This window comes from Candidatus Symbiopectobacterium endolongispinus, from assembly GCF_018777385.1.
GTDB classification, from domain to species: Bacteria; Pseudomonadota; Gammaproteobacteria; order Enterobacterales; family Enterobacteriaceae; genus Symbiopectobacterium; species Symbiopectobacterium endolongispinus.
In genome coordinates, this window is sequence record NZ_JAFJYB010000004.1 from 467,945 (window position 1) to 489,037 (window position 21,093).

Annotated in this window: 12 protein-coding genes and 4 pseudogenes; 2 read left to right on the forward strand and 14 right to left on the reverse strand. The window is 48.8% G+C overall.

What is annotated here, in order from left to right:
* Nucleotides 1-175: 175 nt before the first annotated feature.
* The 13 genes and pseudogenes from JZM30_RS17975 to JZM30_RS18035 form a co-directional block, all read right to left on the reverse strand.
* A complete protein-coding gene (locus JZM30_RS17975) occupies nt 176-628 on the reverse strand; it encodes a carbon-nitrogen hydrolase family protein (protein WP_252320349.1) in 453 nt (150 codons plus the stop codon).
* Nucleotides 629-655: 27 nt separating this feature from the next.
* Nucleotides 656-2,836 (reverse strand): RNA-directed DNA polymerase, encoded by a 2,181-nt coding sequence (locus JZM30_RS17980; RefSeq protein ID WP_252320351.1) that lies wholly within the window; start codon nt 2,834-2,836, stop codon nt 656-658.
* Nucleotides 2,836-3,192 (reverse strand): hypothetical protein, encoded by a 357-nt coding sequence (locus tag JZM30_RS17985; RefSeq protein WP_252320353.1) that lies wholly within the window; start codon nt 3,190-3,192, stop codon nt 2,836-2,838. Before JZM30_RS17985 ends, JZM30_RS17980 begins: the two co-directional genes overlap by 1 nt.
* Nucleotides 3,193-3,371: 179 nt before the next feature.
* Complete coding sequence (locus JZM30_RS17990) at nt 3,372-4,475, reverse strand: DUF8606 domain-containing protein (protein WP_252320356.1); 1,104 nt, start codon at nt 4,473-4,475, stop codon at nt 3,372-3,374.
* 92 nt (nt 4,476-4,567) lie between these two features.
* Nucleotides 4,568-6,235, reverse strand: coding sequence for a restriction endonuclease subunit S (locus JZM30_RS17995; protein WP_252320358.1), 1,668 nt, complete (start codon nt 6,233-6,235; stop codon nt 4,568-4,570).
* Nucleotides 6,235-7,707 (reverse strand): annotated as a pseudogene (locus tag JZM30_RS18000) (N-6 DNA methylase). Before JZM30_RS18000 ends, JZM30_RS17995 begins: the two are co-directional and overlap by 1 nt.
* A gap of 72 nt (nt 7,708-7,779) precedes the next feature.
* Nucleotides 7,780-10,221, reverse strand: a pseudogene (hsdR, locus tag JZM30_RS18005) (EcoAI/FtnUII family type I restriction enzme subunit R).
* Nucleotides 10,222-10,400: 179 nt separating this feature from the next.
* Nucleotides 10,401-11,075, reverse strand: a complete 675-nt coding sequence (locus tag JZM30_RS18010) for a hypothetical protein (RefSeq protein ID WP_252320360.1) — start codon at nt 11,073-11,075, stop codon at nt 10,401-10,403.
* 618 nt (nt 11,076-11,693) lie between these two features.
* Nucleotides 11,694-11,942 (reverse strand): annotated as a pseudogene (locus tag JZM30_RS18015) (nuclease); the annotation flags it as partial.
* Between the two features lie 186 nt (nt 11,943-12,128).
* Nucleotides 12,129-12,356 carry a YdgH/BhsA/McbA-like domain containing protein gene (locus JZM30_RS18020; protein WP_252320629.1) on the reverse strand — a complete coding sequence of 76 codons (228 nt, stop codon included), beginning with the start codon at nt 12,354-12,356 and terminating at the stop codon, nt 12,129-12,131.
* 203 nt (nt 12,357-12,559) lie between these two features.
* On the reverse strand, nt 12,560-13,438 hold the full coding sequence (cho, locus tag JZM30_RS18025) for an excinuclease Cho (protein ID WP_438801519.1): 879 nt from the start codon (nt 13,436-13,438) through the stop codon (nt 12,560-12,562).
* 41 nt (nt 13,439-13,479) lie between these two features.
* Entirely contained in the window at nt 13,480-14,700 is a 1,221-nt protein-coding gene (locus JZM30_RS18030) for an ISL3 family transposase (protein WP_252320362.1), read from the reverse strand.
* A gap of 19 nt (nt 14,701-14,719) precedes the next feature.
* On the reverse strand, nt 14,720-14,869 hold the full coding sequence (locus JZM30_RS18035; protein ID WP_252320364.1) for a hypothetical protein: 150 nt from the start codon (nt 14,867-14,869) through the stop codon (nt 14,720-14,722).
* Between the two features lie 74 nt (nt 14,870-14,943).
* Here JZM30_RS18035 and uvrA point away from each other — a divergent pair, with 74 nt between their 5' ends.
* Together uvrA and JZM30_RS18045 are read left to right on the forward strand one after the other, a co-directional pair.
* Complete coding sequence (uvrA, locus tag JZM30_RS18040; protein WP_252320366.1) at nt 14,944-17,775, forward strand: excinuclease ABC subunit UvrA; 2,832 nt, start codon at nt 14,944-14,946, stop codon at nt 17,773-17,775.
* Between the two features lie 655 nt (nt 17,776-18,430).
* Nucleotides 18,431-20,098: pseudogene (locus tag JZM30_RS18045) on the forward strand (methyl-accepting chemotaxis protein).
* 55 nt (nt 20,099-20,153) lie between these two features.
* On the opposite strand, the gene JZM30_RS24075 reads toward JZM30_RS18045, so the two are convergent.
* On the reverse strand, nt 20,154-21,050 hold the full coding sequence (locus tag JZM30_RS24075) for a GGDEF domain-containing protein (RefSeq protein WP_308167185.1): 897 nt from the start codon (nt 21,048-21,050) through the stop codon (nt 20,154-20,156).
* Between the last annotated feature and the right edge of the window lie 43 nt (nt 21,051-21,093).

Consider the following 21,093-nt stretch of genomic DNA (forward strand, 5'->3'; position numbering starts at 1 on the left):
CGTAATTTTTCAGGGACACACATGAGAGCACCTCTTATTTTTTCTAAAGATTAGACACTTAAATCAACGGTAGCGATCAACATTCAATTTCAACTTACATCTATTGATTATGCGTTCGTAATGTCATGATGCCTCATATTCAATAATCTGAATCGATATTTTATGGCAGTTTCCCTTATCCTTCTGGCAACATTTTGCGGGAATGCTCTATTTCAAATCCATCTGGTACAGGTTTAAAGGGTTTGTCTGGTGAACGGTAGATACTTTGAAATTGTCGCAAAGCATGTACATCAATCTCACCAACTACACAATAATCTGTAATACCGCCTTTGACTCGCAGTACATCACGCTTCCAGCTATCTTTGAATGAGCCTCGGATGCGGCTATCACCATATTGGCGGTCATTGCATTGGATGATGTAAGCATGGATATCCAGCGCAGCAGATTCAACCAATGCATTGAAAGTTTCAATATCCTGATTCCACTCCGGCACAAATAGCGCGTCAACGTCGCCACGCAGCGCTACGCGATGACTAATATTGGTCAACTCACTACAAATCAGCAAGGAAAAACGAAAATCACCGTGTTGAATGATTGGAGGCGTTATCCACCTCTTTTCTGGCTTCATTTCCAACCCCGCTAGTCGTTGTAATTCCTACTCTTCATGCAGTGCTGGACGTTGTTTGTCCTGACGGTAAATCATTAGTGACGGAAAACCCAACCCATCATGAGACAAGGAAGTCCATACCTGATTGCGAACCCGCGCTTTACTGGCATGTAAATATTCAATACCCGTGACAAGTGAAATCCCCCGACCTTGTAACTTACGGGCAATCCTAATAAACCAGTGCGCAGGGAGTGAGAGCTCCGGCAGAATTAAGTAACGACTGTTATGTGGTTGGGCTATCACACCGTCAAGCAAGCGACATAATCGAGTGTAACGGCTGGCATCCGGATCGGCTGAACGCATGACCGCCGCAGTCCAGCTTGCCATGGACGTTTTCCAGCTAGAGACGGCAACCCCATATCTTCCAGCAGATTGGCCGTCAGGGATTTGCAATACGCCTTGTTTATCGACACAAGGTGTTTTATTACCGAGGACAAAACCACGAACAGCGAGAACAACAGCTCGCATTTCTTGCCGAGCTGAGGCTGTATAAGCCTCATTGTTTAGGATAAAGAGTTCCGGCAGGCTGAAAGGCCGTGTAGCAAATAACAGTCCATGTGGCAGGATTTTAAATTTGCACCATTTCGCTACTACCTGATTACCTAAAACGACATTATCAGGCAGTAATTCTGATGCTTCCGCACAGTGGGCTACTGTTTTCGGAGCGGGTATGCCCAGCTGAGCAATCATCTCTTTTGGTAGACCGATAAAGCGGAATGGCATGTGTGCTAAGTCGAAAGAGAATAATCTCGCCTGCTGTTTTTGGTAGCCATTTAATGAAAAATCACGACCCAAATATTCTATGTCTAGCCCACACCGGGTGTGCCAATTTTTCAAATGGTCATTCCAGATTTGCTTACCAACCTTGGAAATACGCGGAGGAAATGCTGCAACGATAGCTTCAAGTACACTACTAAAAAGCTGAACCCTCCATTTGCCAATAATCTCTTCTTCAGAAGGGAGGTTATCATCAGGACACGCCTTGATCGCAAGTAGGCATTTTTCTCGTACTTCATTACAAATATTCTCGAGCGCGAAGATAAGTTTGCGCAGTTCGGCAAAGTCCTCACAGGCCGTGGCCAGTCGGATCACTCGGGGTAGGTAGACCGATAAATCAAAAAATTGTGGCAGAACCATCACATAATCAATAAATGCCCGGAAAAAAGCTTGGCGATAGCCTTTCCATGTGCCCGGTTGCAGGTCACGCTCATAGGCTTCAAAGTCGCGTAGTTTGATGGCAAAACCCGCCCTACGCATAGTCAGTGCATCTGCTTTACGCAAATTATCAGCGACTTCGCCATTACTTTGAGTTGCTGCAAGCAAATCAGTACCGACATTGCTGGAGGAGTGCGGTAACCGAGGCATGGCACGCCACTCGCTGGCTCGTTCATAAATCTGATGAGCAATAGCTTCCACTAAGGTTTTGCCGGGGTCACCCGCCAAGATAAACACTTTATTCTTCGCATTTGCAAAACGAATCTGGCTGTCATGCAGATAGTTTGGTTGAAAACTGATCTGTTTGTTTTCCTCGCCCTTCACCCAGTCCAGTTTGCCGGAAGAACGGGCGAACAACCATTGCCACAGCTCTGCCATGGAACGGAAATTTGCACCATTTTCCATGACCAGCATGATGTCATCTACATACCGTCCGTAATAGATAGGTGCGACTTGCTGCTCAATAACACGATCCAGCTCGATCAGAGCTACGTTGGCAACAACAGCTGAAGCAGGGAGACCTACTGGTAATCCTTTCTTCAACGGGGTCTCAATTGCCCATGTTTTTAACGCATTAATAAATAATCGATTAAGCTTGCTTTGTTCAGTAGTGAGTTCCAACTCCAAAATATCTTTGACGTAGGTTGGATCAAGCATAAACCCGGGATTCAGTTCGTGATAGAAAGAACTAACATCAGCAGTGAGTGCCACGATTCTTTTGCTATCACTTAGCGCGCTCCGCATGAGGTTAATGCCATTATCACGCCAATCACGAAAAGGTCTGAGATAAGGTTGAAAAGAACCAATTGAAAGTTCATTGATGTCCTTTCCATCCAGAGTACGGCGCAGGCGGTTACCGTAAGCACAGGCAGATAATTTGGCATCAAAAAGATGTCCGACTTTCAACATCCATAAAGTCGAGAGAACATGAAAATCCAGGCTGCATTGAGCCATTACTCTAAACTCGGCTTTGATTTTTTTTGCTCGTTTTTCTCAGCCATTGAGTTGCAAGCATACGTCCACTTTTCAGCAGGTGAAGAAAATATGAGACCGTTAGCTTGCGGCTCGCGCCGCTGCTCCCAGCAAGTCATGTCTACAGATTTGGTAGCCAGCAACCAGTTGCCGGTAAACTCATTCTCTTCCACCCATGATTCGTCGTCTCCTTGTATTTTTTCCTGCAGATCCGTCAGATTCGTGTGTAGGGATTCTTCGTATTCCGCAATTGCTTCCAGTGAAACATGGGATGAATAGTACAGATCGACTTTCGCTTTGCGGTAGGCAAGGTCAAGGTCTTCAAGGCTAATAATCATGCCAATTCCTCTTTAAAAAATAACTACATTCTAAGCTTCTGAATTACCGTCAGCCGATCGGGATCAACCGCTTTAATTGGCGAGAATGCAACTGTTCCAATAAAACGAATCATCCACTTTTAGATGTCTTCAGAAGTACTGATTTCTTGTATACTTGGAAAGCGATACTTCTTTGGAAATTACAATTCGGCGTTCCAATTTTCGAAATAACACTTTAATTTCTCGACAGTGTGTCGCCATTTCTGAGTTGTAGGCTTGCAGACCGTATTTTGGTTTCCGAAGAACCCCACTTCGTTAACAGCTTCTTGTTCAGTGCGGGTTTCAAGCCATTTTACGGGAACAAAATACTCAGACTTCTCAGATTCATCCGCATGCTGGCGATAGAGATCGCTGTGCTTCAGAACATCCATCGCCAGCTTTTCACCGTCTTCGGTGTTGATGGTGAAGCTGCTGGCAGGCTCAACGGCGCTCTGCACTATACCAACGCCAACATAACCAGTTTTCGGTATGTTCACCCAGACTAGATTACCGGGCTGAAGCTGTTTTAAGGTTTGGCTATACCAACTGCCACCACCGGCACTGATAAATCCGTAACGGCGTGCCTCTTCCCAATTGCGACTGTGCGGGTCGCCAAACGAGACGTAAAACTCCCCGTTCCAAGGCTCCTTCGCATTGGCGCTTGCTACGGAGATGGCCTGTGCAGCATTGGTTTGTGTCTCGCTTGGGTCAATAAGCCAGGTGCGGCTTAAGAATTGCTCGTCTCCGCGCTGGAATACCTTAAAGAACAGTACGTTAATCGAGATGCTGTTTTTGCTCAGATAGTCGACAATGCGCTCGGTGGGCGGATCCAGCTCTGCCGCCACAATGATGATTTGGTGCGACGGGTTGAGTGACTCTTCTTCCAGTTCAGTATTGAAGCGCTGCTTAAACGCCTCGCCCAGATTGCCGCCGCCGGAGAATTTTTCATAAATCTGCGACAGACGATCGGCAGTCAAATCATCCACCCAGGAGGCGTAATCCAGCGCCTGCGCCACCACTTCACGCGGCGTACGGTCGCGTTTAAGCTCAATCAGAATCAGCGAAGCATCCGGCGCGATAGCCAACAGATCGATACGCCCTTTATCGAGCGTAGGCTCCTGATGCCCGATAATCATCCACTGGTCAGAGAGGATGGTGGGATCATTTAAGATCATCTTCTCCAGCAGTTGTTCGCTGGCGAGTTTGCTGATAGTTAGGGGTTGAGGGTTCTCCCCTGCTAGCCAGATAGCATGATGAACCGGCATCGTCTGTTCCTTAGTTTAAAGCAGCTTCGGCAAGCGCATCCGCCAGGTGGAGCTGGGTTTGCCGGGCGGATTGCAGGCGGGATTTGAGTTGATCACATATTTCTGACATCATTCCAATAGTTGTGATTATTCTGTCCTGCTCTGCAGTTGGTGGCACTGGAAATTAGAAGCTCCGTTATATCATTCATTTTTAAGTTGGGTTGTAAACCAGAGTTATTAAACCTCGATTGATAAATATTTAATACAGTTTCACAACTCATATATTTATAATAAAAACTTGATTTACGATATGGCCTGATAGCACAAACTCGTTGATTTAACAAAGATCTATCATATAAACTAGGGCACACACATACTTTAAGGCCATAACTAATATAAGGTCTGGTCATGGCCAATAATAAATCACCGCATTGAATCAACGCATCGCTATAAATATTTAAAAAATCAATAGGTAAGTAGTCATTAGTATGGGCGAAATTATTAACACCTACATTTGTTATTTTAATACACTTCGCACCACTTTCGTTATTAAAATCTTCGCTTTTGAAAGTGATCCCAGAAAATACATAAGCAATATCAGCTAAACGACACCACTCCCATCCCAGCGGTAATTCAAACGGTTTTTCCTCATCACTCACCGACGGCAACAGTTTTTGTTTTTTAATTTTGCCTTCTTTCACCAGTTGCACTTTTTCCTGCTCAATACGTTTAAGCAGTTCAGGCGCGGGTTCATCGTTAGGGTCTTGCGGCACCAGTTTACCCATCACCGCCAGTTGCAAAATGGTTTGCTTAAGTGCGTCGATACTCGCTTCGGTGGTAAAGAGCGTGTCGAAATTCTGACTGATTCGCGCCCAGTTCTCAGAAAATTCTTCGGCATTTTGGCTGTCGGTCAGGGTTGCTAGCAGGGTTTCCACCAGTTGCTGATGGACGTCCAAATTGGTTAGAGATTGCTGTTCCAGTTGATCACAGAGGGACATAAGTTTTTTAACATTGGTCACTATCTGTGCCTGTTCTGAAAGCGGTGCTATAGGAACTAACAACGACTCCCATTTCCCTTTATTTAGAATGGCTATAGTTGTGCTTGATGAATAATCCCACGCTAGTGATTGAAAATAAGAGGGTGAAACATCAAGATAGATAAAATCAGATATATCAGCAAAAGGAGTAATGGAATTTATTTGCTGGTTAAATGAACATATACAATTTATAACCTGGCATTTCCCAATGGTACCAATACAAACCATTAAAATAGAGCCACTTGGGGCGACACGACCTAAGTTTTCTGCCCCTTTAATTGAGAGTCCCTCATTATCGTATATGACTCCTTGCGCAGTAATATCAGCGGGTTTTATAAAGGGAATATCATTCCCATAATATTCAGCATTAGATTTTGAAGGTGTGCCTCCGGTTTGGGTGTATCCTAAGGTTCCCAACCTCACCCACTCCCACCCCCACGGCAGCTCAAACGGTTTCTCATCCTCGCGAATCTCCAGCAGCGGCTTCTGTTTTTTAATTTTTCCTGCTTTGACCAGTTCCGCTTTCTCAGCGGCAATGCGTTTGAGTAGCTCAGACGCGGGTTCATCATTCGGATCCTGTGGCACCAGTTTGCCGCGCACCGCCAGTTCCAGAATCAGCTCACGCAGTTTCTTAATGCCATAGAGGTCAATTTTGCCGTTACTGCCACGTCCCGCTGTCGAGCGAGTTTGTAGCGCAGAAGACCAGATAGCTATATGGTCGGTGATCAGCTTCTCAACGGTCATCAGTTCGCCCCCTTGTTGCCAGCTAGCGCAGCGCCGAGGATGTCGCGCAATTGGTTACGCAGTTCGCTGATTTCCGCCTGCTGCATCTGGTACTGCGCCAGCAATTCATCAGGGTCGTGGCTGATAGTTTCACCCTGATAAGGGTTCTTGATATCAAGATTGAAGTTGCGGGCAATGATGTCGTCGATACTGACTTTTCACGCCTGATGGTTCTCTTCGCGACTGGCAAAACCATCCGCTTCACTGCCCCACCAGTCGATCTCGGTCTGGAACTCCTTAAACTTCATCGGTTTGGTTTTGCTGTAGTTCTTCACGCCGTCCGGGTACGGGTGTTCGTAGAACCACACCTGTTTAGTCGGCTGACCTTTGGTGAAGAACAGAATATTGGTTTTGATACCGGTATACGGGTTAAACACGCCGTTCGGTAACCGCACGATGGTATGCAGGTTGCACTCTTCGGTGAGCAGCTTTTTAATTTTGGTTTTCACGCCTTCGCCAAACAGTGTGCCGTCTGGCAATACCACCGCCGCGCGGCCTTTGTCTGCCAGCACTTCGATAATCAGTTGCAGGAACAGGTCCGCCGTTTCACGGGCCTGCATCTCTGCCGGGAAGTTTTTCTCAATGCCGTCTTCTTCGGTGCCGCCAAACGGTGGGTTGGTCACAATCACATCAACCTGCTCATCCCACGAGGAAAGCGGCTTGTTGAGGGTATTGTCATGGCGAATTTGCACCGGCACTTCAATGCCGTGCAACAGCATATTGGTGGTACACAGCAGGTGCGGAAGCTGCTTTTTCTCCACGCCATAGATCTGCTTTTGCAGCGTTTTGTGGTCTTCGGTGGTGTTGACTTAATGTTCTTTCACATGGTCGAACGCACAGGCGAGGAAGCCACCAGTACCGCAGGCTGGGTCCATAATCGACTCGCCGAGCTTCGGATCGATGCGGTTGACCATAAAGCGCGTCACCGCACGCGGCGTATAGAACTCACCCGCATTACCGGCGCTTTGCAGGTCGCGCAGGATCTGCTCGTAGATATCACCAAACAGGTGGCGCTCCTGGCTGCTGCCGAAGTCGATTTCATTAAGCTTGTTGATCACCTGGCGCAGCAGCGTACCGTTTTTCATGTAGTTGTAGGCATCGCTGAACGCCTGTTTGACCACAAAGCCACGCGGGTTCTTATCGATCGGCGCGGTGAGGTTTTTCAGAGCCGGGAACAGATCGTCATTCACAAATTCCAGCAACGCATCACCGGTGATGCCATCGCTGTTTGCCGCCTAGCTACGCCATAAATAGCGCTGCGGGATCGGGAACTGGTAGTCATCCTGCTCCAGTTCCAGTTCTTCTTCCTGGGTATCAAAAATTTTCAGAAACAGCAGCCATGAAAGTTGCCCCAGACGCTGGGCATCACCGTCCACCCCGGCGTCTTTACTCATAATGTCCTGAAGGGATTTAATGACTGAGCTAATCGACATGTTTTATTTCCATACTTAAAAAAGGATGCCACCGATCGCAGGCGCGACCCGTGGCAATGTGTTTATACGTTATCAGGCTGAGCGTGGCGGTAGCTGGTAGATTTCGTTCTCCAGTTCGTTAACGGCTTGCTCATACGCCTTCTTGTCACCAAAACGGGTTTTGATGATCTCTATAGGACACCCCAGCGCATCGAACGGTTTCAGTTTCAGCACCTGCACGTCTTCGATTTCCTACACTCCTTCATCGGCGTATTTGTCCAGCAGGGTATTAAGCACCTGCTGTGCCGGTTCAGCGTATTTCGTAAAATAGTTACGCTTACGCACATTGGCCGCGCGCTACTGACGCGTTAACGGCGGCTGACCGTACACCACATGACAGAGCAAATCAAACGGGTCGAGATCTTTACCCACCTCTTCGGCCAGCACGTCCCACAGAATCCCCAGTTGCTCCAGCTCTTCAATGATGACCTGTTTGCGGGAGGCATCCTGCCATTTGCACACAAAGCCATCCAATGAGGCATATTCGCTATCTTTGAGCATCGTTTTACGGGTGTAATCCTGGAAGGATTCAGTCACCAGTTTGCCATCAGAATCGTAATACTGAACGCGCTTAGCCAGCACTTTCACATCCACACCATTCACATAGAATTTGCGGACTTTGTTGTCGTCATCGTCATGAAACTCACCACTTCCGACGCCTTTGTCGCGGTTGAACTGATAATCAGCGGCGTTTTCTTGCGCTTCACGGGAAACATTATCGCCGTTATCCACGTTATCTTCCGCATCCATCCTTTCATTGAAATCGGAATCTTGGTCGGAAATGTCGTTGGGTTTTACCACCAGCACTTTTTCTGGCAAGCCGTCAAAGCGTGGATCGGCAAATAACTCGGTGGCTTTTTTGAAGTCGAGAATGGTAAACCACAGCTTCCCGTGCTTTTCGTTGATTCGCGTGCCGCGCCCGATGATCTGTTTAAATTTAGTCATCGATTGGATGTTTTGATCCAGTACCACTAGCTTGCAGGTCTGCGCATTGACGCCAGTGGTCATCAACTCGGAGGTTGTTGCAATAACCGGATAGGCTTTTTTGGGATCGATAAAATTTCCCAACTGCGCCTTGCCGATGTCGTCATCACCGGTGATTTTCATCACATATTTTTCGTTCTTCAACACGTGTTCCGCATTGAGTATCACGAGCGCATGGCGCATGCGGTCGGCATGATCGATGTCGTTGCAGAAAACAATGGTTTTATCCATTGGGTTGGTACGTTTCAGGTAATCGGTGATAGTCTGCGCCACCAGCATGGTGCGCTCATCAATCACCAGCGTGCGGTCAAAATCTTTCAGGTTGTAGATACGGTCTTCAATTTCTTTCCCGTATTTATCCAACTGACCTTTGACGGGCCGCCAGCCTTGCACATCGACGTCAATATCGACACGCACCACTTTGTAAGGGGCAAGAAAACCGTCTTCAATGCCCTCTTTCAGCGAATAGTTGTAAACCGGTTCCCCGAAGTAATCGATATTAGAGACCTCTTCGGTTTCTTTCGGTGTTGCAGTTAGGCCCACCTGAGTAGCGCTGCCAAAATACTCCAGTATCTCACGCCAAGCAGAATCTTCAGATGCGCTGCCACGGTGGCATTCGTCAATCACTATCAGGTCAAAGAAATCCGGTGAAACTTGTTTATAGGCTTTCTGGCACTCTTCCGGGCCAGTTATCGCTTGGTACAACGCCAAATGTACCTCATAAGCCGGATCGATGGTGCGCCCAGTGACTTTGGTCATCGCAGTGCCGAACGGCTGAAAATCATTACGCTTAGCCTGATCGACCAGAATATTGCGGTCTGCAAGGAACAGAATGCGTTTTTTGTTTTTGGCTTTCCACAGTCGCCAGATTATCTGGGACGCGGTATAGGTTTTGCCCGTCCACGTCGCCATGACCAACAGAATACGGTTCTTACCTGCCGACACGGCATCCACCGTCCGGTTGATCGCCTGCATCTGATAGTAACGGGGAGATTTCCCACTGCCGTCATCGTAATAATTCTGACTGATAACTGGCAACTGCTCCTGAGTGAACCCTTTCCAGACACAGTATTTTTGCCAGAGCTGTTCAGGCGTTGGGAAGTCGCTGAGGGCAATTTCGGATTCGAGCTGCTGCGGATTGGTTTTATCGTGGAAGATGAACCCATCACCGTTGGAGGCAAATACAAAGGGAACATCAAGCAGGCTAGCGTAGTCCAGTCCCTGCTGCATCCCTTTGCTGATGGCGTGCTTGTTGGCTTTGGCTTCGATGACTGCCAGCGGCAAGTTAGGCTTGTAATACAACACGATATCGGCAGATTTAACTTTGATACGTGAGGCCAGTTTTCCACGAACCACAATCTTGCCATCACGCAGTTTCACTTCCTGACGAATCTGAACCAAATCATCCCAACCAGCATCCTTAACCGCAGGAAGGATAAATTTGCTGATGATGTCCGTTTCAGTCAGATGAGTTTTATTTATGCCAGCCATAGCAGAACTCTCAATGAAATAGGGTTAGCTCTGATTTTACACAGATTAGTACGTCAGGTAATGACCAAAATAGTTTTTCAGGTCGTTGACCTGAAAATCCATTGCTATCTTGTCCGCGGCTAATAAAGTCATTTTTAGAGACAACACCGTGTTCCACCGATACCTAATATAAAAGATATTTATATTGATGGCAGACCAAGTCGGTCAAAAAACGCACGATTACGCTCGTTAGCAGAATTCAGCAACCGATCAAAAGAGATCACTTCTATATAGGCTTTGAAGTTTGGATTGTAACCAAAATAACCGAGGTTATCATTTGTTGCCGTGAGCCCCAACATTTTACATCTTTTGACTACAGAGGGCGTAAGATCACAAATCGCGTAACAGAATCCAGGAATATCTTCAGAACGTGGAATTTGTCGTCCATTTGCCGTTTTCACGCCACCTTCCCGTATCCGCTCCAGATAACCTAACGCCTGCTCAACTGGATCTTTATCCTCGCCAGGGCCAGCATCATTTCGCATAGGACGCTTAATTTCCACAATAACAATTGATGCCAGGGGAACCTGCTGGCCCTCTGAAAATAAAATTGGCTCGTCGTATACATTGAGAGCACAAATATCCGGCTTTTTATTCTCGTTGCAACCTGTTATTGGCATAGAAGAAAGCCCTTTATCAGAGGCCAAGAAATCATGAAAAGCAAGACGTTCATCAATCAACCAAAGATTACAACTATCAAGGTGAATTTCATCTGATGTTTTACGCAGAGGCATAATTAACTGATGAATAACCTCCTCTTTGACGTATTTTCCGTCCGACCCTCGCTGAATTGCCTTTGCAAGAATATCCAACACCACTTTACGATGGAAAACATAATCGGCAAGATCAGACTTTTTAGATCATCTACCTTCTCAAGATACTTTGTCAGACGGATTCTATACTGCTCCGTGTTTTCATTGATGCCAAATTTCATCATTTCTTGGCCTTCAGAAAGTAAAGTACTTTCCAGTTCGGCCAGTTGCTTATGAAGAAGAAGATCTAACTCTTTGTCAGATATATCTGGATCAACAACCAAGCGAGCTTCATCAATTCGCTTCAGTATTGGTCGATAACGTGGAACCGACGTCTTTTTCTATCTCTAAAATTCAGTGAATTAACTATAAATCCGCTGTTTTAAGTCAACCAGACTCTACCGACATCTCCGTACATCAAGTAGGATTTATTGGTATAAGTGATGGTACAAGCCCATTCAATGAATTCTTATACCAACAGCCAGCGTATGCCGACACCACAATATGGAGATCTGCTACGCCACTCACCGATGTAAAAGCCAGAAGTGCCAAACCAGAAGACAAGGCTTATAAACTTACCGATAGTGAAGTGTCAGTCTCCTGATAGAACGAGCCCTTCACGTTTAGCGCGCTTCTGACATACGCATTTCTTTTATATCGGAAAAAATCCTCATCTGGACATTACAATTCGGCGTTCCAATTTCCGAAATAACGCTTTAATTTCTCTACCATGTGTCGCCATTTCTGGGTTGCAGGCTTGCAGACCGTATTTTGCTTGCCGAAGAACCCCACTTCGTTAACGGCTTCTTACTCACTGCGGGTTTCCAGCCATTTTACGGGGACAAAATATTTGGGCTTGTCGGGGTCATCCGCATTCCAATGATAGAGCTCGCTATGTTTCAACACATCCATCGCCCGCTTTTCACCGTCTCAGGCATCTCGCCCAATCCGTCCCTCATGATGGTCCCCCATAGGAGATCCATCACGGAATTGGGACAGCAACTGGTTAAACCAATTGTAATACCGTTCCTGCCTCGGCAAGTGACAGGTCAATGATCTTAAAACAAAAAGGGAGCTTCCGCTCCCCTTTTGTGTGTTGCATCAACGATGATGAAATCATTTGTACAGGATCGCAGTGCCACGCAGTTGATCGCCACCGCTAGCAGAGACAATCTTGTAAGACGTTGCGCCCGCGGCTTCAGCCTTTGCAGCCACTTGTGCTTCAAATGCGCTCAGGGTTTCTGCACCGCTGACTTGAACAGTTCCAACTTCTTGGGCAGCAAAGCTACCGAAAGAAACCAGGCCAAGAGCAACAACTGCGGCAAATTTTTTGATAACGTTCATGAGGGTAATCCTTCTGTTTGATGTTTGATTAAAAGGCTGTTTGCCTTCGATGTGATAAATCATAGCGCCATCATTCAGAAGTGAATATCAGATAAAATTGCCATTATCATTCAAAAATATTGATATACTTTATTACCCGCGGCTCGTAATCATAATGTTGGTGGTCGGTATCGATCCGGAACTATACCGTTCAACGACAGCACTCACGCCAATAACACGATCTCATGCTGCTCATTGAACAGCGGCCAGCTTAAGATCTTGTATCCATCGCGGTCAAACCCGTGCACTACCTTGGTCAGTTGTGCTGCGTCGGCGATATTCTCTACCGATCCAAGGTAATACCAGTTGTTGATAACATGAATCTGCCGCACATCGCCGTGTTGCTCTACCAGCCCGACAGCACCGGCGTAGGGCCAGTTGAACAAGCGCATCTGTTGCAGCCCATCGAGCAGACGCAGTTGATGTTCCACCATCGGCTCTTTGCCACAACAGGCACCCGCACATTTCCCCAGTTGATGCCTGAAACAAGCGCAGCCGTGCTGATTTTTTTCCAAACCTAACAGCCCGTAACACAGCAACTCACTGTCGGCGATATCCAACAGCGCTTGCTGCGCAGCACGCCGGTTGGAGAATAGGCCATATAAATCGGGCGTATGGGAAAAGTCGATCTCTTTTGCCGACACAATATGGGGGACGCCGTTACGCAAATGCAACGGGCAGAGCTGGCGGCTACGCCGCAGCCGTTTATTGTGCAACGGCTGTAGCTGCTTGATCATTTGCGCTTCCAGCAGCAGCGCGCCAATCTCGCCCGCCGTCAAATGATAGCTGATACGGCGAGACTGGTGCAGCATGCGCGCCTCGGAAACGGTCCTGAAATGCGACATGACTCGACTGCGAATATTGATGCTCTTACCGATGTAGAGCGGCATAACATCGCTGTCACGATGAAAAACATAGACTCCGGGCGCAGCAGGCAACCCTTCGAGAAATGGGCGCAGGTGTTCGGGGTAGCGATAAGCCTCCATGGCATCAAACGGCTTATCCATAGGGGCTTGATACGGATTCACTGGAATACTCACCATTACTGTAATTACATGGGTCTTCCCCTATCATGGTGGGAGACTCATAACCCCATGTTTAACCTGCCGTAATGGAACATCACTGCCACCTTAAAGCGTTCTTTGTTCCGGTATCCTCTGGACTTGATCCGCAGCAGCCTTATCTTGCTGTTTAGTGACTCTGCATTACCGTTTGATACCCTGTGTTTCATGGCATTCAGGATCCCGTACAGTCGTTTACGTAACGTCCGGGCGGCGCTGCTTAGTAGCGGGACACCAACGTCTTTTGCCATCCCTATCCATTCCAGCCACAGACGCCTGCTGTGTTCGTCATACCGGCGGTTCCAGAGTTCCCGGGCCAGCGCCTTCATTGCCCAGCAACGGCTGGTATCAGGCAGAATCATCTGCGCTGCTTCCAGTCTTTCTGCTATTCGACCATGACGTTTATGGCGACCGTACAACCACAGATAACGGGAACGATGTGCACTTTTTCGTGCCGGTAACGGGATGGTTTTCATCTCCAACTGTCGTGTTTTATCTACGACGGCACAGAGCATTTTCGCTACATGGAAGTGGTCGAACGCGATCTTCTCCACCGCGTTAGGCAGATGGAGCCGCGCTGCGCTTATATAGGATAGATTCATGTCCATCGACAGGGTTTTAATGGATTCAATCTGGCGGTCACCCAGACTCCGGAGATAGCCAGCAAGACTTTCAACTCCGCGATCATCTTTGAGTTCCAATGCCTGTCCTTGGGTATCAGAGATAACGGTGACGTACTGATGCCCCTTTTTGAAAGCGACCTCATCAACACAGAGATGACGTGCGGCCTGAGGTGTTTTTCGACGGGCCAGTCCACGCTTAACCGCCCGTTGCATAATATTATCGACAGCATTCCAGCTCAGCCTCAGCTGTTTCCTGACGGCATCCACGGTGCTGATTTTCAGCCATGAGATAACGAACGACTCGAACAACAGCGTATACCGGCTACCGGGGCCGGCCCATGGAACAGACAGCGTCTGGTAGCCATGCTCCGGGCACATAATACGGGGTACATCAGCTTCGACTATTGTCGCGAACTGACAGGTATCGAGATGGCGCCATTTACGATGTCGGTGATCGTGAATAGGACAAGATTTCCCGCAGGTTGGACAGGTTAACTGAGTGTTTTTCGCAATCTCAACTGTAACGGTAACAGAACCGGCATTTTCATCGAGAGAAAGAGACTTTACCTGCCACGGAATAGACAGGTTGAGGATATGAGCGTAGAGAGACTTTTCGTCCATGGTGGTGACCTCTGGCGATTTAATACGCCATTATCATGCCTTCAGCCACCACAACAAGGGAAGACCCGTATTTATTCAGTTTTTTGTTAGCGTGTTTCTTCTGCTTGTCCCCCCACTGAGCCGCCATTTGCGGTGCTAAAAAACGCAGCGGGTGTTTTTTTTGTGTCATAATTGCACGTTTCGTATCGGTTATCTCCGCCTGCTGGATGATGAAAAATAGCGTTAACTCCGGGATGTATGTGAATGGATAAGATCGAAGTTCGTGGTGCCCGTACTCATAACCTCAAAAATATCAATCTGGTAATTCCGCGCGATAAACTGATTGTGGTCACCGGGCTGTCCGGGTCAGGTAAATCGTCGCTGGCGTTTGATACCCTGTATGCGGAAGGGCAGCGGCGCTACGTTGAATCGTTGTCTGCCTATGCGCGCCAGTTTCTCTCTTTAATGGAGAAGCCGGACGTCGATCATATCGAAGGGTTGTCACCGGCGATTTCCATTGAGCAAAAATCCACGTCCCATAACCCGCGCTCAACCGTGGGCACTATCACCGAGATTCACGACTATTTGCGTCTGCTCTTTGCCCGCGTGGGTGAGCCGCGCTGTCCGGATCACGATGTGCCGCTGGCGGCGCAGACCGTCAGCCAGATGGTGGATAACGTGCTGGCACAGCCGGAAGGTACTCGCCTGATGCTGCTCGCCCCCATTGTTAAAGATCGCAAAGGGGAGCACACCAAAACGCTGGAAAACCTGGCGACACAAGGCTATATCCGCGCCCGTATCGACGGCGAGGTGTGCGATCTTTCCGATCCGCACAAGCTGGAATTACAGAAGAAACACACCATTGAGGTAGTCGTCGATCGTTTCAAAGTGCGTGAGGATTTGGCACAGCGTCTGGCGGAATCGTTTGAAACCGCGCTGGAGCTTTCCGGCGGTAGCGCTATTGTGGCGGATATGGATGATAGCAAGCAGCCAGAACTGCTGTTTTCCGCCAATTTCGCTTGTCCGCAGTGTGGCTATAGCATGCATGAGCTGGAGCCGCGCATGTTCTCCTTCAACAATCCGGCTGGCGCTTGTCCGAGCTGTGATGGGTTGGGCGTGCAGCAGTTCTTCGATCCGGCACGTGTGGTGCAAAACGGTGAGCTGTCGTTGGCAGGCGGTGCGATTCGCGGCTGGGATCGACGTAACTTTTACTATTTTCAGATGCTGCGTTCATTGGCGGAGCATTATCGTTTTGATGTCGAGGCACCCTACGACAGCCTGAGTGAAAAAATTCGTCGCGTCATTCTGTACGGTTCCGGTAAAGACACTATCGAGTTCAAATACATCAACGATCGTGGTGATACGTCCGTGCGACGCCATCCTTTCGAAGGCGTGTTGAACAACATGGAACGGCGTTACAAGGAAACCGAATCAAGCGCGGTGCGCGAAGAACTGGCCAAGTTTATTAGTAACCGTCCTTGTGCCAGTTGCAGCGGTACGCGTCTGCGTAAGGAAGCGCGCCATGTGTTTGTCGAACAGACCACGCTGCCGCAGATTTCCGACATGAGCATCGGCCATGCGATGACGTTCTTCCAAAACATGAAGCTAAGTGGTCAGCGCGCGCAGATTGCTGAAAAAGTGTTGAAGGAGATCGGCGATCGCCTGAAATTCCTGGTGAACGTGGGATTGAACTACCTGTCGCTGTCGCGTTCTGCCGAAACGCTTTCAGGCGGTGAAGCACAGCGTATCCGACTGGCGAGCCAAATTGGTGCCGGGCTGGTGGGGGTGATGTATGTACTGGATGAACCTTCCATTGGCTTGCACCAGCGGGACAACGAACGCCTGTTGGAGACATTGATCCACCTACGCAATCTGGGCAACACAGTGATTGTGGTGGAGCATGATGAAGACGCCATTCGCGCGGCGGATCATGTGATTGATATCGGACCGGGTGCGGGGGTGCGCGGCGGCCAGGTGGTAGCGGAAGGCTCGGTAGAACAGATCATGGCGGTGCCAGAATCGTTGACCGGCCAGTACCTGAGCGGTGAGCGAAAAATCTCAGTGCCGTCACAACGCGTGCCTGCCGATCCTACCAAAGTGCTGAAGCTGGTGGGGGCCAAAGGCAACAACCTGAAAGATGTCACGCTGACGCTACCCGTCGGGCTGTTCACCTGTATCACCGGTGTTTCTGGTTCCGGCAAATCGACGCTGATTAACGATACGCTGTTTCCGCTGGCGCAACGTCAGCTCAATGGCGCAACGCTGGCGGAACCGGCACCGTACCGTGAGATTCACGGCCTTGAGCATTTTGATAAGGTGATCGATATCGATCAAAGTCCGATTGGGCGCACACCGCGTTCCAACCCGGCGACCTACACAGGCGTATTTACCCCCATCCGTGAACTTTTTGCCGGTGTGCCAGAAGCGAGAAGCCGCGGGTACAACCCTGGGCGCTTTAGTTTCAACGTGCGCGGCGGGCGCTGTGAGGCCTGTCAGGGCGATGGCGTCATCAAAGTGGAGATGCACTTCCTGCCGGATATCTATGTGCCGTGCGATCAGTGCAAAGGCAAACGCTATAACCGTGAAACGCTGGAAATCAAATACAAGGGTAAAAGCATTCACGAAGTGCTGGAAATGACCATTGAAGAGGCGCGTGACTTCTTTGATGCTATTCCTGCCTTGGCGCGTAAGCTGCAAACCCTTATCGATGTGGGGCTTTCTTATATTCGTCTTGGCCAGTCGGCGACCACGCTCTCCGGCGGTGAAGCACAGCGTGTGAAACTGTCCCGCGAGTTGTCCAAGCGAGGAACGGGGCAAACCCTGTATATTCTTGACGAGCCAACCACCGGGCTACATTTTGCCGATATTCAGCAATTGTTGGACGTGTTGCACCAGTTGCGCGATCAGGGGAACACCATTGTGGTGATTGAGCACAATCTGGATGTGATTAAAACCGCAGACTGGATTGTGGACCTTGGTCCGGAAGGGGGCAGCGGTGGCGGTCAAATACTGGTGTCCGGCACCCCGGAGACAGTTGCCAATTGCGAAGCATCGCACACTGCCCGTTTCCTCAAACCGATATTGGCACGCAAGTAGTGCTGTTCACGACGCCCGGTATTGCGCCGGGCGTCGTGATTATAAGGCTATTCACGTTTACTTTTTATTTCGATAAACACCGCTTTCGTTGTCGTCATGTTATTTCACGCTATTTTTCTTAGCGATAAATATCCTTTCTACAAGAATCACACGAGAAATATTTTCTATTTTCTCTGCATCTGACGCGGCGCTTACCCTATTAAATAATATCAACAGAGGTATCTTTTACTTATTGCATGATTCTGTCGATCGATCCACTTAAATTGATAGGTGTTAGATTTTATTTGTTAATTTTTAAGTGATTAAAACGATCAATATGGTAAAGATGATATGCTTAATGCCGATAAACCTAGAGACATCAGGGGTAGTCTGGGGCTAAACGAAGCAGACAATAACCATCAGCAACGTATTTTGACGGTGACTGCTGGGGAACATTAAGCAGCAATTCTTAGCGTCAGATTTTATTTTTTTGATGATAGCACTGAATCATGGGTGAGGGGATGCTATTTCCCTAACATAGGCGAAACAGCCATTTATATTGCTTAGTGTTAACGCGAGACAGGCTTCGTCAGCAACAGGTCATCACTCATTCTGATGGGATTAAACAATGGAAGAATAACCTGGCTGTGATACGCAATATGGAAAGGAGTGAAGAATGAATATCGCTAACTGGCGCATCGGTTATCGCCTCGGCAGTGGATTTGCTTTTCTGGTGCTGATGCTGTTTGTTGTCAATGCGTTCTCAATCTCGAAACTGTCGTTGTTTCATGAAGATGCGAAGCTGATTGTCACGTGGGTTTACCCTGATACGGTGACAACCACCGGCCTTATCGATGTGGTAAACAGCACGTTGGTTGCCTATCAACGACTGTTGCTGGTCACCGATCCGGCCCAAGTCAAAAGCACGCTGGACATGCTGGGCGATCTGCGCAAACGCGGCGGCCAGTTGCTGGATAAATTGGTTGCCAGCAACAGCCCTGAGGCATCGCAACAGGTCATTCGGGATATCCAACAGATTCGTCCACAGTTTCTGGCATAAGGCGATAAGATTATTGCAGCGCTGAACGCCGGAGATCGTGAGGCCGGTGTACGGGAATTTTCCACCGCCATGAATGACATACAGCGCAACTACCGCGAGCAAGTGCGCAAACTGGTCGCTTTTTAAAACGGCACCATGACCAAAACCCTCGACACCATGACCACCACCTACAACCAAACGCGGCTGCTGTTGGTGTTGATCTGCCTGGCGGCAGCGGCGGCGGGCGGTATGATCGCCTGGCTGATTACGCGTAGCGTGACACGTCCGATTCATCAGGCGCTGGCGCTGGCCGATCGTGTAGCGCAGGGCGATCTTACTTATCGCGTACAGGCTGTTCATCAGAATGAAACCGGTCTACTGCTCAAGGCATTGGATAACATGAACAGCAGCCTGCGTCATATTGTGGGCCAAGTACGCGACGGTGCCGAGGCGATTTCCACGGCGGCTTCACAGATTGCCGCGGGGAATCAGGATCTCTCTGCGCGTACCGAAGAGCAAGCCAGTTCGCTGGAACAAACTGCCTCCTCCATGGAAGAGCTGACCTCAACCATCAAGAACACCGCAGATAATACCCGCCAAGCAACGTCGGTTTCGCATCAGGCATCAGATGCAGCCAAAAACAGCAGTGAAGTGATGCTCTCGGTGACGCAAAAAATGCGTGGTATTCAATCATCATCGCAGCGCATGGCTGAGATTATTGGCGTTATCGACAGCATTGCATTCCAAACCAATATTCTGGCACTCAATGCAGCCGTAGAAGCGGCGCGCGCGGGTGAGCAAGGGCGCGGTTTTGCCGTGGTCGCCAGCGAAGTGCGTTCACTGGCGCAGCGCAGTGCGACGGCAGCCAAGGAGATTAAGACGCAGATCGATGATTCCGTCAGCAACATTCAGGACGGGATGAATCTGGTAGACAGTGCCGATGAAACTCTGGGTCGTTTGACCAACCATGTGCAGGACGTTAACGCCATCATTGCGGAGATTTCTCAAGCCAGCCAAGAGCAGAGCGATGGCGTTAGCCAGATTAACGTCGCGGTTGGGCAGATTGATACCACGACCCAGCAGAATGCCGCGCTGGTGGAAGAGTCAGCGGCCGCGGCGATGTCGCTGCAATCCCAAGCGTCAGCATTAACCCATACAGTGAGTGCATTCAAACTTAATGCCGGAGAGGCGACTGCCACGCCGTTGCCCACACGGGAATCAACGGTTGCCCAGCCAGCCAAGCCCACGCTGGCCTTGGCCACAGGCACATACGCACAGAATAATCATGACTGGACCTCGTTTTGATCCATCTTCTGGGCGCAGCATCGCCAGCGCCCAGTTTTTCTTTGCCACAACACCGCTAATCCTTGTGCAGCATTAGCGCCAAGTCCTCTGGGATATCCTGCACAATCACTTTGTTGCGCCCAGCCTTTTTAGCGCGATACAGCGCGTTATCAGCGGTTTTAAGTGCGGCATCGATAGGCACTTCTTTCGGCAGGAAGGAGGTTACGCCAATCGAAATGGTGATGTGTTGGCAGATGGGAAAACTCATTTCCGCGACATTTTTGCGTAGCCGCTCGGCAATGACCACGGCCAGGTGGATATCAATGCCGGGCAGCAGCATTAAAAACTCTTCACCGCCGGTTCGGCAGATCAGATCCGTTTTGCGCGAGTTGGTTTTTAAATGTCGTCCCAGCATTTTTATCACTTCATCACCCACATCATGCCCGTAGGTGTCATTCACATTTTTAAAGTGATCAATGTCGATAACAATCACTGAAACGACGCTGTTGTTGAGCAGCGACATTTCAATGTTTTCGTGCAATCCACGCCGGTTAAGTAGGCCGGTGAGCGGGTCAGTGTGAGCCTGTGAGCTGAGTTTTCCGATACGTTTATGTAGCAGAATTGTACCCCACAGGATGACGCGCTTAAGGTGCTCGACCTCGAAATACCAGGAGGATACCGCACGAATTTTGCTGATGACATCAGGATCGTCCATACGGCTGGCTGCCAATCCCAGCATGCGCAACGGTTTGGCGATGTAGATCGTCAACAAGGTAATCATGAACAAGGTGATGAGCAGTACGGGAGCACTTTTCTTTGTCACATCAATCATTACGTTATTTAATGCCTGAGTGACAATTTGTTCTGTTTGTAGTGTAAGAATAACCCAATCCGCGCGTTTAACTTTGGCGAACCCGGCTAAAAATGTTGCTCCTTGCGAATCAGTCAGACGAAAATTACCTTTATTCCCCAATAGCGCCATCTGTTTTAAAGAGTTGTCGTCTATTTTTTGCCCG